The organism is Quyinboa sediminis, from assembly GCF_042219855.1.
Taxonomy (GTDB): Bacteria; Bacteroidota; Bacteroidia; order Bacteroidales; family UBA5342; genus JBHJHP01.
This window is the reverse complement of record NZ_JBHJHP010000007.1, coordinates 117,888-131,864: the sequence shown is the minus strand read 5'-3', so window position 1 is coordinate 131,864 and position 13,977 is coordinate 117,888. Positions and strand designations below refer to the sequence as shown.

The 13,977-nt window shown below is 39.4% G+C and carries 10 protein-coding genes; 1 reads left to right on the top strand and 9 read right to left on the bottom strand.

Features of this window, described 5'->3' with window-relative positions:
• Positions 1-6: 6 nt before the first annotated feature.
• Both ACE1EF_RS16105 and ACE1EF_RS16100 read right to left on the bottom strand, forming a co-directional pair.
• Positions 7-588, bottom strand: coding sequence for a hypothetical protein (locus ACE1EF_RS16105; RefSeq protein ID WP_375721717.1), 582 nt, complete (start codon positions 586-588; stop codon positions 7-9).
• 76 nt (positions 589-664) lie between these two features.
• The gene (locus tag ACE1EF_RS16100) at positions 665-1,195 is read right to left on the bottom strand and encodes a GNAT family N-acetyltransferase (RefSeq protein WP_375721716.1); all 531 of its coding nucleotides are present in this window, start codon (positions 1,193-1,195) and stop codon (positions 665-667) included.
• Positions 1,196-1,503: 308 nt separating this feature from the next.
• Between ACE1EF_RS16100 and ACE1EF_RS16095 the strand changes: the two genes are divergently transcribed.
• Entirely contained in the window at positions 1,504-3,651 is a 2,148-nt protein-coding gene (locus ACE1EF_RS16095) for a hypothetical protein (protein ID WP_375721715.1), read from the top strand.
• A 67-nt stretch (positions 3,652-3,718) separates the two neighbouring features.
• On the opposite strand, the gene ACE1EF_RS16090 is transcribed toward ACE1EF_RS16095, so the two are convergent.
• The 7 genes from ACE1EF_RS16090 to ACE1EF_RS16060 all read right to left on the bottom strand — a co-directional run bounded on the left by ACE1EF_RS16090 (position 3,719) and on the right by ACE1EF_RS16060 (position 13,977).
• Positions 3,719-4,195 (bottom strand): nucleoside deaminase, encoded by a 477-nt coding sequence (locus ACE1EF_RS16090; protein ID WP_375721714.1) that lies wholly within the window; start codon positions 4,193-4,195, stop codon positions 3,719-3,721.
• A gap of 195 nt (positions 4,196-4,390) precedes the next feature.
• Complete coding sequence (locus ACE1EF_RS16085) at positions 4,391-6,418, bottom strand: dipeptidyl-peptidase 3 family protein (protein WP_375721713.1); 2,028 nt, start codon at positions 6,416-6,418, stop codon at positions 4,391-4,393.
• 17 nt (positions 6,419-6,435) lie between these two features.
• A complete protein-coding gene (locus ACE1EF_RS16080) occupies positions 6,436-7,257 on the bottom strand; it encodes a hypothetical protein (RefSeq protein ID WP_375721712.1) in 822 nt (273 codons plus the stop codon).
• Positions 7,258-7,262: 5 nt separating this feature from the next.
• On the bottom strand, positions 7,263-7,907 hold the full coding sequence (locus ACE1EF_RS16075) for an SPOR domain-containing protein (protein ID WP_375721711.1): 645 nt from the start codon (positions 7,905-7,907) through the stop codon (positions 7,263-7,265).
• A gap of 22 nt (positions 7,908-7,929) precedes the next feature.
• Positions 7,930-9,918: an OmpA family protein gene (locus ACE1EF_RS16070; RefSeq protein WP_375721710.1), complete on the bottom strand. Its 1,989-nt coding sequence runs from the start codon at positions 9,916-9,918 to the stop codon at positions 7,930-7,932.
• A 37-nt stretch (positions 9,919-9,955) separates the two neighbouring features.
• Positions 9,956-10,936: a PorP/SprF family type IX secretion system membrane protein gene (locus tag ACE1EF_RS16065; RefSeq protein WP_375721709.1), complete on the bottom strand. Its 981-nt coding sequence runs from the start codon at positions 10,934-10,936 to the stop codon at positions 9,956-9,958.
• 386 nt (positions 10,937-11,322) lie between these two features.
• Positions 11,323-13,977 (bottom strand): 4-alpha-glucanotransferase, encoded by a 2,655-nt coding sequence (locus ACE1EF_RS16060; protein ID WP_375721708.1) that lies wholly within the window; start codon positions 13,975-13,977, stop codon positions 11,323-11,325.

The following is a 13,977-nucleotide window of genomic DNA, read 5'->3' as shown; positions in this document are numbered from 1 at the left end:
CTGTTGTTAATCCTGCAAATATTCACTTAATTTAGAAGCTTTTTGATCGAATATCTTTATCAGTTTTTCCTTAACATCAGCAGTATATTTATTCAATACTATTTTTTTAGGCACATTAAAATAATAGAATTCTATGGCGTCTTCAGTAATTGTTGTTTGATAAATTCTGTAAAACTTAAATGTTTTTCCATGAATAATAATGTATTTTTCGTGACATATGATTTCATAACGGTCTAAATATTTTGCTCCCAGAATAATATAAAAATATGACAGTAAAATATTTATCCTTAAATAAATTGTATCTAAATATCCTTTATTTGTAAGTGTTAGTATTAAAAACAAAAGGGCCATAAAAAAATATAGCACGGTTTGAGTTGTTATGAAAAAGCCTTTCTTCCCAATAGCGACTTCTCCTTTTGCAAGCGACTTTTTGTTGATTAAAGTAATATAAAGCAAAAATGTAATTTCTATAAAAATAGTCCAAAAGAAATACTTCGAATATTCCTTAAATACCATCATTGCAATTATGGTAAGAATAATTAATAAAGCCAGTGCGATAGAACTCTTATTCGTTTTTAGTAATTTCATTTTTGTTTAGATTAGGTTTCTAATTATTGAAATCCTTAAATAAAATACTCACATCTAATAATTTATAGAAATAAAACTATAATTTCAATTCGAATAACAGCAGTTCTTCATCATCATTAGGAATTTCGGTTGTGCCGATATATTTCAAACCCAGTTTCTCAATGAGCTTTTGTGAGGCATAATTGTCTTTCGTAGTAATGGCACACACAATTGGCAGATTGAAGTCATAAAAAGCAGCATGCATTATTTTCTGAGCCGCTTCTAATGCATAGCCCCGGCCTTCATATTCGGGTAAAAAGGCAAAGCCGATATCCACTGCGTTCAAACCTTCCCGATCGAACAATCCGACAGTTCCGATTCTTTTATGATCAGCTTTGCTGTATACCACATAATTCCCGAATCCAAGCCTTTCAAGCTGGGCTAACATTTTATCCCTGATGTATTGTTCTGCATCTTCAATGCTTCTTACATGTCTGTCACCAATGTATTGAATGAATTTCTCCGTATTCAGTAATTCCAGTATAAAATCCGCATCCTCAAGCTGAACAGGCCTGATCACTAAGCGATCTGTATCAAAATTTTTGTATGTGTTTTGTAAGACAGTCATTTCTCTTTATGGCTTTTTCAGTTTTGCATTTAGCCGTTACAAAATACAAAAGAATTTTTAGATAATATTGAGCCGGATAAGTTTCTGTTTTAAGTCTGTTCACGCTGTTATTGTAGGGTTGTCATTTCTTTTTATGAATAGATTTTCTCTGTTTGTGCTGATGACATATGTATTTTTTTTCGATGTGATAGCAAACGGACAAATAAGTTCGGATAAACTCTCCCTTATTACTCATCTGATTATAAAAAACGGTAATCAGTTTAAGCACTCGCATATTATAGGTTTAATTCAATTAATACTATTATTTTATGAAAGCTATATGTAAATACCTGTTAATTATCGTGTTATTTTCCAATCTTATTATCAGTTGTTCCGGAGATAAAGGCAAGTCAGCAGATTCAAAAGAAACTGCTGTGGATATTACAGTGGATTTGCCCGGTGGATCAACCGTAAACTTAACGCGTGCTACACTGTTCAGTTTGAGTTCAACCAGTGATTTAAACAGTAAAATGACCGGTAATCTGCCAGCCAATAAAGGCAGTTATGAACTGGCATGTCTGCTGGATGAAAATGATAATGTCATGCTTGCGGGCTTTATCGGTGAGAATCAAACATCCATAAATGTGGAAACCACAACCGAGGTCATGCTCTATTATGCCCTGGATTACTATCTTTTGCCGGATAATGCCAAAGCCGTATTTTTAGAAAATGTCAGAATGATTCCCGGTTTTTCTGATCTAGTGAAATCAATCGGAGATCTGTTTAATGCTGATCCTCTAATGTATTCCAAAGGAACCTATCTTCCGCTTATCAATGCTAAAATCAATGAACTTTCGACAAAAAGCACAGGCCTCGATCTCAAACGGATTTTAATAGATGGTGAAGATTCAAAAAGTGGTATTACGGTCGTAAATCTTGATTCTGTGCACATCAAGATGCAGAATGCCTTTCCCCGAAGAACAAAAGTTTTTATATATAAGAAATCGTATTATGACCGGAACGGAAATCTAAGCCATATCACCAACTACCTGGATAATCCTGTTGAAGAATTCAATTTTGAACCCGGAAAACAGATGGACATCAAAACACTGGATGTCGGCACCAATATTGCCCAGATCAATGCTCAGAATGCCTCAGTTGACAATCTTTCTGAGACGGGGCCCATTGAACTGCCTGTGAATACATCCCTGGAATTTCTGGCTACATATGAAGTTGTGGTTATTGGTTCCGGATCTCTTAATTCTATCGATCGCGATTTAAGCGCGAGAGAACAAAAAGCTTATGAGGAACTGAATATGAAGACCTATGCGCTTGATTTTTTCCTGCCGGCTCTTCTCGATATCGGGGGTAATAAAGGGTTATTGCCTCCTTACGGAGATAGCAGGGAAACGGATCTTTACAATGCAGTTCTTCCGGTTCTGCAATCTGATCCCGATGTGCTTGATGATATCCAACATAATGATTTTAAATCTGCATCAGAAATCCTGTTTCCTCAACTGTATGGCAATGTAAGGCTTTCGGATGATCTGCGAACAGTTTTGAAGAATGTCTACAACGTTCTTTCAGAAAACGGATCAATGCCCAACACTTTTATTCAAAGTCAGGAACTTATAGAAACCGGATATCCACGTACAAAGTATGTCCTTGAGACGATGAGTAAAAACATGAGCTTTAATGATAAATTCAGAACAAAGGCCAGGTCGGTGGAACAATGGTCTGTAAATTCAATTGATGCAGAAGTCAATCTGATACCGAAAGAGGTTAAAGTCTGCCTTGGTGATGCAACACAAATTAAAGTTTCCTATATGACGTTTACTGATCCGGAAGTGGAGGACCTTGAGTTTCATTGGGAAACCAGTAATAAGTTTGGAGGCAGAGTGCAGGACATCAATGATAACCCCAATAATTTTGGCGTTTCTATCGTCACTTCCTCAAATACTGTTTCATATATCTCTACGGCCACTGAATCACAGCTTGGTTCCGGTGATAATTACGAAACAGTTTCTGTTGTCATTTACGCTAAAAACAAGACAACCGGAAAACTGACTGAAGTTGGTAAGGATAACATGAAGGTGAATAATAAAAAAGGCTGTGTGTCATTCTTTGTGTCCTTCACAAAAGAAGTGCTTATTAACTCGTTTTCAAGTATCGGGTGTACCGGTGGAATGGAATATTCACTGGGCCATCCAACCTTTGTGGCAGAATTTAAAGCCGTTGAGGGTGCAACATCTTACAAAGGCAGAGTACTGAGAAAAGATGGAACCTACGCCGGAGAATTTACGCTGCCCGATCTGGAGGATTCCGGAGATGGCATGGTTAAGTTTAAAATGGGGGTAGGTCCGATTTATGTGTACCTGACCTGCAGTGAAGATAAGGCTAAGGAAGAACAGCAAAGACGTCTGGATTATCTTGATGAGGTAGGACATCAGGGCATAGAGATAACACCGGTATTTTAAACTAAAAGTGATAGTTCCGGGGTGGTGAGTTTTGTAGCTTATGAATGTTCACCCTGATTCTATATGGTTAATATTTCGTTTTATCCGTTTTAGTTGTCCACTGTTCAAATAGAGAGCGTGCTGCTTCCGGAAGAATTTTTATAAACCTGATCTTTCTCTTGGAGATTGGTTTACTGAATTCATCGTAGATAAATCCGTCATCGAATCCGATTTTTGCTGCGTCGGTTTTAGAGGCAGCATAATACACCACATCGGGCCTTGCCCAGTAAATGGCACCCATACACATGGGACAGGGTTCACAGGAAGTATAAATTTTACAGCCTTCCAGCTGATAAGTGTTCAGCTTACGGCAGGCTTCTCTTATGGCAACAATCTCAGCATGTGCAGTGGGATCATTGGCAGAAGTCACCCTGTTGTGACTCTCAGCAATTATTTCACCGTCTTTTACGATGACACAGCCAAACGGACCACCGGCATTAGCATCCATACCTTCTTTCGCTTTTTGTATAGCTCTTTGCATAAACCGCTCGTCAGTTTTATTCATGGTTATATTCCGGCTTTCAAGTTTCTAATTTCGAAGTTACGAAAATAATAGTCACCGGTTAATATTTTCGGTCAGTGAAAGATTTGTCTGGCAAAACTATACGAAAACAGGCTCCCAACGGAAGCCTGTTTTTATTGGATTTATAAGGAATTATAATTCGTAATTCCACATTCGTAATTCGTAATTCCTTATTGTTTATCTGGTCAGCCAGCTGTGATGTTTGGAGTAATTCAACATCTGTGCTGCATAATCATCGGGATAGCTTACTTCAACGTCCGTAATACTGCCATCTTTTTCAATAAGTTTATAAGATGGATTAATAAAACCGCCGTAAGGTGCGAGGTCAAGTTTTGCATAACGTTCTTTTACCTCTTTAAGCAAATCCTGATTTACAATAACGCCATATGTTTCCACCAGGTTTTTTGCAGCTGCATAATCACCTGTTGATTTAATCTTCTGTATCAGAGCCAGCAATTGGCCCAGCAGCTTATGCATTTTTTCATAGTCATTAATCTTAAAATATGTTTTGCCGTCTCGGACAATCTCCTCAATTACGTTTTCATCTTTCCCATGTTCAAATGTCCACTCTGCAATCAGCTGACGGTTTCGCATGTGCGATTCTTCTATGTTATCTCCCGGCTCAATACGGGTGAGCTGAGTCATCAGCCCGTTCCGGATATAAGAATCGTATTCGGCTTTAAATGCTTCTTTGTTTGGCAGTAATCCCAGTTCAACAAGCTTAGGATCAGCCATATAATAGAGGCCAAATAAATCGGCCCGGGCTTCTTCAATGGTTGCTCCGTATGCTTTCAATTCATCGCCGGCCACACCGGGCAATAACTGACCCGAACCGTGTCCGAGGCATTCGTGCAGGTCTGTGTGAAGGTTTCCGGTCATGAAACCGTATTTTTCCACCCGGTCAATTTCCGCCTGATCATAAGCGAATTCCTGCAAAAAGCCGTTTCCTTTAGCTGACTGGTCGTAAGCATAAGTGATATTCTCGAGTGTAACGGATTTTGAACCATATTCCTTTCTTATCCAGTCCGCATTCGGAAGGTTGATACCAATTGGCGTTGCTGGGTAGCAGTCACCACCAAGCATAGCAGCAGTGATCACTTTTGCAGAAACGCCTTTTACTTTTTTCTTTTTGAACCTGTCATCCACGGGAGAATGATCTTCAAACCACTGTGCATTGCTGCTGATGATTTCCGTGCGGTGTGTGGCTTCCAGATCTTTAAAATCCACAATGCTTTCCCAACTGGCTTTCAGTCCGAGCGGATCGCCGTAGGTTTCAATAAAACCGTTTACAAAATCCACGCGTGAAGCCTGATCCTGCAGCCAGGCTACGTTGTATTTATCGAAGGTTCTCAGATCGCCTGTATTATAAAATTCAATCAGCAGATTGATCACGGTTTTCTGATTATCGTTTTCAGCTACCTCAGCTGCTTTTTCAAGCCAATAGACTATATGCTTAATAGCCGGACCGTATTTGCCATCTGTCTTCCATACCTCTTCACTAATTTTACCGTCTTTCTTAACCAGTGTTGAGTTTAAACCATACGATATCGGTTCGTTATCATCAGGAACTTTCATCTGAGCATAAAACTCCTCAACATCGTCCTGCGATAAATCACCTTCGTAGTAATTATTGGCTGATGCTTTTATCAGGTCCTTTCCTTCGGCAAGGCTGACCCGTTTTTTTGCTATTTCAGGATCAAAAATGACCGGAACCAGGGTCTTCAGTAAGTCTGCCTTAACCATGGGAAGTTTTTCTTCCGGCACCTTATTAACCTCTGTCACAAAGAAGTTCTGGCTGAAGCCGGGTTTAAACTTATCCATGGAGTAGTGGTGGTGTATGCCATTAGAGAACCAAACCCGTTTAAGGTAGATCACAAAATTTTTATAATCGGCATTTTCTTTGTCCCCGTTGTAGTTTTCGTAAATGGCTTCCAGCGTCTGACGGATCGGCAGGTTGTATTTGTAGTTCTGATCAAAAATAATATCCCTTCCTTCTATGGCTGCCTGGCTCAGATAATAAATCAGCTCTTTCTGCTTCAGGCTCAGATCTTCAAATCCGGGAACTTTGTAGCGTATAATCTTCAGGTCAGCAAACTTTTCGACATTGTAGTTAAAGGTGTCGTTTTTCACTTCATTTACTTTTTTATCTGTACATCCATTCATGATAAACACAGTTAAAAGTGTTGTTAATACTAAATATTTCATATACGTGTGTGTTTGTGTTAGTCATTTTTATTTCTCGGATCCAGCATCTCTTCAAACTCCCATTTTCCTCTTTTAAACTTAAAACCGTCGTAGGTAAAGTCTGAACCATAATACTGATACTGACCTTCCAGTTCTGGTGAAGCAGGGCTAAGATGGTCGAAAATGATTCGCTTATAATCAGGATCATACACCAGAACCATAGATCCGGTGGCAGAAAACCGGAAAACCACACGTTTCTGCGTTCCTCTGTCCATTTTAAAAACAGATGCCCCCAAAACAGGTTCATGTTCCGGTTTAAAAATTAAAACATCAATTATTTTTCTGGCAACGATATTATTATAACCGTCCCATCCCAGCAGCGTATAATATGTTTTTTTACGTTTTGTTTTTACAACAATGGCATAGTAAAGACAGCCATACCATTCAGCGGCTTTCAGAACCTCGGTTTCAGGAATATTATTACGTGAATCTTTTAAAACGGTTATTTCCATCCTTCCCTCACCGGTTTTATGTTGTATGACACAGCCGTATTTATAGAGCATCTCGTCGCCCTGATAGTTCCACGAATAAATGTTGAGTTTGTCATCGGCAGAAGATACTTTACCCAAATGGTCAACCATGGGTTTTACATGAAACGATCCGGGCTGCTTTAAGTAGGAAGACAGCAGTAATCCGACGGAATCGCTGGCCGCTTTTTTTGCAGTTTCAGGTAAACCGGACCCTAAAACGGCAAACTGCCTGTTCAAGGCTTCGTCTATAGGAGACTGCGCTGATATAATGTGAAATAAGAAAAATATTACGGCTGTTTGGGTCAACCGTAAAACTTTATAAAATGTCATGCCTGTTATTCTATTGCGTAGGGCTCGTATTTATCGAATTCCACGATAAATGACTTGTCATAGCCCATTTTCTTATACTTTTCAAGAGCAACCTCTGCTTCATCCTGACTGAGATATTTTCCGATACAATACCTGAAAAGTTTATCTTCCAACTGAAATTCCATAATCCCGGTAAGGGGGGCAAAAAAGTCTTTGTAAACGGGGTACTTAAAGGCCGAAAGCTGGATGGTATAAACCACAACTTCACCCTTTATGACGTTACTTTTATTGACTTTTGGTTCAGCCGTTTTTTCTTTTGGTTTTTCTTCCACTACATTCTGCCATACCTTGTTTTTAATTATTTTGCGGGAGGAGACCACAAAGGCATCGGGATATCCTTTTTTCCTGACATCTTCTATGGCTGTTCTTGCTGCCTGATAATTAGGATATCTCCCGTAGTAATACTTATACAGGCCATCTTCATTCTTCTTTGACCATACACCTTCCAGCCCCTTGAAAAATGAGGTTGGAACTTCTTTCGATAATGCTTTGATCTGAATGGTGAAGAATTCTGCATCAACAGGCTTCTGCACCTTGTCCTGCGCGGTAATCAACACGGTACACGACAGTATGGCTGAAAGAATAAGTATAAAAATTCCTGTTCTTTTCATTTCAATTTTTTTGAGGGTTCTACTAGTCAACAATTACAATAATTTCAATGCGTCGGTTTACCTCATGTTCTGCATCAGTACAGTCAACGCCATCCTTACAATGGTTCAGGATGTAACGTTCTCCATACCCCCTGGCTACAATCCGGTTTGGATTAATGCCCCGTTGAACAAGATAAGCCTTCGCGTTATCTGCACGTTTTTGTGATAATGCAAGGTTGTAATCCAGATCTCCCTGTGAATCGGTATGTGCATTTAACCTCAACCTGATATTGGGTTTTGATTTGAGGTACTCATACCAACGTTCCAGTATCTTTTTTGCATCATACGACAGTTCGTAACTGTTCAATGCAAATTTAAGTTTATTTTGGGGAATAGTAATGGTCTGTGTTTCTTCAATAATCGGAATGATATTAATGTCGGTATATGCCGAGTTAAGATTAATAAAATCCTCTCCTTTGAGTGTACGTTCATAGGGTTCAAATTTGCCCTGTGCCCTTGCCGAAACATGAATGTCGGTGGTTGGATCTATTAAAGCTTTCTCAACTTTAAATCCTGTTTTACCAAGCTGGTCAGTTGTACCTTCAAACAGTAGTGAGTTGTCTGTTTCGTCAGTCAATGCCACAAGAACATCGGCTATCGGAACACCGGAAAGGGCATTCGAGACCTGAATATCCATATCTACAAACGGATTTTCTTCTACTGCCGGAACCGTATCAACCGGTTCTGTTTTAGCGGTGTCTTCAACAATCTCCTTTGGTTCTTCGAAGGCAATTCTGTAAATATTGTCGTATCTGCCACCTGTTGTGCGGTTGGATGACAGATAACCTTCTTTTGTGTTTTCAGGATTTAGGATATAGGCAAAATCATCGAATCGACTGTTAATGCCGTATTTCATATTCGTAATTTCTTTGTCTTTCGATTTCAGGTCAACTTTAAATACATCAAGGCCACCGTAGCCCGGATAACCGTTTGATGCGAAATAAAAAATATTGTCGGATGATACAAACGGGAAAAGTTCATCACCGGCAGAGTTGACAGCGGTCAGGTTCTGGGGAGCCAGCCAGTAAGACCCCGATCTTCTGGAAAAATAGATGTCTTTACCGCCTTTCCCTCCCGGTTTATCCGATACAAAGTATAGGGTGTCACCGGTAATGCTCAATGCCGGATGGGCACAGTTATATGTATTATCGTTGTTAAATGGCAATGGTCCAATCTGACGCCACATGCCCGATTTGTATTCTGCCTTGTAAATTTTCAGTACTGTTTGCTCCTGTGGAAGTTTTATCACCTTGGTATAGTACATGGTTTTGTAGTCCGGAGAAAAAGTTACTGCACCGATATGATAATCCGATTTTAGGTTCTCAGAAAACAGAACAGGTCTGCCTAATTCCCCGTTGTTGATGACAGGTGAATAATACAGGTTAAGAAATTCCAGTCCTTTAAGGTCAACTTCTTTTTCTGAGTTCAAATTGGAATGATAATCCAGTACGTTTGCATTGCTGGAAGATGAAGAAAAAACAATGCCACCCTGGTAATACTGAACTCCGAAAGACTGGCCAAAAGTATTGATATCTGTTTTTTTTACGGTGTAGGAAGAGGTGTCGTTTGTCCTGTTTTTCATCCAGTTAACCTGTTCGGTGTAATGATCAGGAACATCTGTTTCGCTGTCTGTACGGAAAAATGTTAATGCCTTGTCGTAATCGCCTTGCAGAAAGAGCAGTTTGCCATAGGTAATACGATCTTCTCCTTTAAGATTTGTTTCACCGGCAAGTTCATAGTTTTTCTTTGCTTTTTCAAAATCATTCAGGAAATAATAGCAGTTTGCCATGCGGATAGAAGTTTCAGGATCAACACGCTGACCTTCCTCTTCGGACTTATATTTTTCATATAAAATGACAGCCTTACTGTAATTCTGTTGCTTATAAGCTTTGTCAGCCTGCTTAAGGTCTTTGTTTCCAAAAAGAAAGCTGAATGAGATTAAAAATATATATATCAGTGAGCCTGTCTTCATTTTTGTCGTATTATACTAACATGTAAATATACCATTTTTAGAAATATCTGATACTCTTAACCCCCTGAGAAGCCGGTGTTTTACCGATATGAAGATCTTCGAGATCTATTCTCAGGCTTATTTCATGTGATCCGTATGAAACCTTGCTCAGCTTGGTTATGGGGTAGTCGAAAGAGTAACCCACGTAGAGCTGCTCCCAGACTCTTACCTCTGTTGCAATAATAACATCTGAACCGGTTCTGAATATCAGCCCCAGGGAGCCCCAGTCCTTATAAAAACCATGCACTCCCAAATCAAACGTGAGGGGTGCACCATATATTGTTTTCATTAAAACGGTAGGCTTTACCTTATAATCATTATCCAAATCTATCACATACCCCCCATATAAAAACATGTGCATGGTTTTAAAGCTGAAGGATGTCTTTATGGATTCGGTATTGGCTTCCGGTGAATGGGTGAGCATTTTAGGCATGGAAAAACCGGCGAAATACTTCTCACTGTATAAAAAAGCGCCAACACCAACATTAGGTCTGAAGTAGCTGTTGGCATATTTTTCATATACCGGGTCATTCGCAGAATTAAGATTCAGCGATGCCGCATCAAACTGCAGGGAACTAAAACCCAGCTGAAGTCCCATGGAGAGTTTCAGATCGCGGGTGATGTTGACAGCGTAAGCGGATGCAACAGCCAGATCCACATTTGAATTTAAACCGATACTCTCTGACATCACAACAAGACCGGCGGATAGGTTATCAACCGGGACGGGACCGTGAAAATTGAAGCCTAAGGTTTTAGGACTTGCAGCAAATCCGGTCCATTGATTGCGGTAGTTCATAAGGCCGCTGTATGTGCCTCTGCTCCCAGTATAACCGGGATTTATGAGCCCCTGCATATTCACATACTGTGTATATTGTTGGAAATCCTGTGCAAAGGTCAGGCCGGCAATCAGCCCGAACAACATAACAACAAGGACCCGTTTAAATGGTCTGCGCATTTTAATATCTTGATTACCACTCATGTTCAGCAATAATTTGTATACTTTACCTTTTATTTACAACACTAAAATACATCTTTTCTGTTAGTTGTATTCTGTTGAAACGGGTAAAATGTTTTAATTTCCGTTGATGATTATGTGACGATACTTTTCGTTAAAAATATCTGTTATTTAAATTTATAAGGCAAACCCTGTACAGTATCAAAAGAAAACTTCTCAGAAAACACTGTTGTAATTGTTTGATATTGAGGTGTTTTTGTGATAGTTGTCAGCCGTAATATTTAAGATAATGTACAAGTAGATTAAGTTTAAATGTTATCATATCATTAAGCAATGGGCTTAATAATGTAACAAATGTACTAATTTGTTATAAATATCTTTAAATATAACGTTAAAAAAAGTTTGATTTTTTAACTTATCCGGTCAGTATTCTGAATCATTTCATAAATTTCACCAGTAAACTCATCTTCAATCAGAAGATCTTCAACAGGAATATGCATTCTGTAACGCCAGTAATGTCTGGAATATTCAGGTTTATTAATCCGTTCAGCATGCGGGTCGGGATATCTTAACCGTTCATTTATTGACAGCCAGTCCTGTAAGGGAAGAATGGTAAGTGCAGATCCGGCCTGCAGGTTAACATCGATAATTTTTTTACATAACCATCCCGGACAATCTGCAAAAGTCTGCACATCTTCGTGACACAGCGTGTTGACCATTCGTTTTCCTTTATCCGGATCATATTTCCATACGCCCCGCAAGGTCGGGGTGTCGTGAGTGGAGGTTGTACAAACCGACAGGTATTTGAACCATCTTGGATCGGAAAACTCGATGGTATTTATTTTTGGCATATTCTGGATATCCAGAGTCAGGATATTCAGCTGATTCATGACTTCGGGTACATTATCAGGAATCATCCCCAGGTCCTCGCCACAAACGAGCATATTCGTGGTATGGATTAGTTTGGGAAGTTTTTCGAGTGCTTTATCCTTCCAGAACTGATTGTGCCGTTTATAGAAAAAGTCATTGTAAAGTACCATCAGGTTATGTTTTACATCGTCAGCTAAACGATGAAATTTCCTGGTGCGTTGTAATTCAATCCGTGGAAAATAATATCCTTTTTGCCGTTCATCTTCCATAAACAGAACATCACATATAACATCCCTCAACTTGTAAATAATGTTTTCATCTGCAATCCCCAGTTTATGGCATTTTGCAGACAGCTGTCTTGTTTCGTTAAATTCGTCCTTTATGTAATACAGATCGCCTGCAGGTTCAAAGAAGTGTTCAAGGATGAGTTCTGTATAATCCCCAAAAATGTACGATTCATACTTATAAACATGCGGCGTACACCACCATTTAGGGTCAAAGGGCAGATGATTTGCCCAAAGATCTTCCCTGGTATAAGGCAGTGCGGGACTGAAATGGCCCATTAAACCTTCCTGAAATTTAAACGGTATTTCCCATATCCTGAAGAATCCAAGGATGTGGTCAATGCGATAAGCATCAAAATAGTCCGCCATCTTTCTGAACCGGTTTTGCCACCATTCAAAACCATCCTTTTTCATCTGATCCCAGTTGTAGGTAGGGAAGCCCCAGTTTTGTCCCACCGTGGAAAAATAATCCGGTGGCGCTCCGGTTTGCTGATTAAAGTTAAACAGTTCCGGTGAGGCCCATGCATCAACACTTTCACGGTTGATACCAATAGGGATGTCACCCTTCAGAGCAATGCCATTATTATGCAGGTAGTCTACAGCAGAAGAGAGTTGCTTGTCGAGATGATACTGCACAAAAATGTAAAACCTGGCATCGCATAAGGCTGTGTCATCTGAATCGCAACATTTTTCCAGCATCTCTTCAGAGTATTCTGCGAATTCCCCCCATTTGCTGAAATCCGTCGTCTTATGTTTGTCTCTGAGACAACAGAACAAAGCATATGCTTTTACCCAAAAGCCGTTTCTTTCAATAAAGTGCTGATAATCCGGATCCTCATCCAGATTCTCCTTATGGAAATTGTAAGCTTTGCGTAAATATTCCAGCTTCAGATTAAGAACAGCTTCGAAATCAATTTCCGTTAGCGCATTGAGTTCGCGTTTTTTCTTCTGAAGAAAAGTTAATGTGGAATTATCGTGTTTAAATAAATCATCGAGATGAATATAGATAGGGTTTAATGCATATACTGATATGGCATTATAGGGATATGAATCTGTCCAGTCAAATTTTGAAAGTGTGTCATTAATGGGTAAAATCTGAATCAGGTTCATTCCGGTTTTGGCAACCCAGTCTCCGAAAGTTTTTAAATCAGTGAACTCTCCTATGCCTAGTCCCTCCTTTGTACGAATAGAAAACACAGGGATTGCAATTCCGCTTCCCTTCCATGGTGATGAAAATCTGAATGTGGAATCTCCACAAAGGATACTGCTATGATTTTTCACGGTCAGTTTCCTGTTGTCACCTGCTTCCCATTCACTTATGCGTTTATTTTTTTCATCATAAACGGCATATTTGTATTCAATTTTCTTGGTTTTGGGAACAGAACCGATACCTCCGAACCAGTTGGCAAATTCAGTGCTCTCAAGAATAAGTGGATTATACTGATCCCAGTTTCCCAGTTCACCGATATTACCGGTTACGCATATTTTATAACCTTTTTTTACCCGGGGGACACTGATCTGGAAATAGATTCCTTCAGCCAGATTATTGTCTGCAGGAAGGCTGAAGTCGTCCCTTTTGAAAATTGCATTTTTCGAGATGGAACGATACAGTATGCTTTCATCTGTATCCGGACTCAGCCATTGGTCGTAAATGTAAATGTCACTCTTACCTGTAGCTGTAAATCCTCTTGAAACAGGCTCTGACTTTTCTGTCCCGTCCGCATTGAGCAAAACATATTTATAGGTAATTCTTATGTTCTGTTTGACTGTTGTATTTAGTGCCCACAAGCCATTGGGATTATAGTTCAGCGGTAATCTTTCGATCTTATCCGAACCATTAAAATTCCCTTCTACGACAATTTTTTCACCCCATTGAGTATTATAGTGGATTGCAATAAATACATTTAGCAT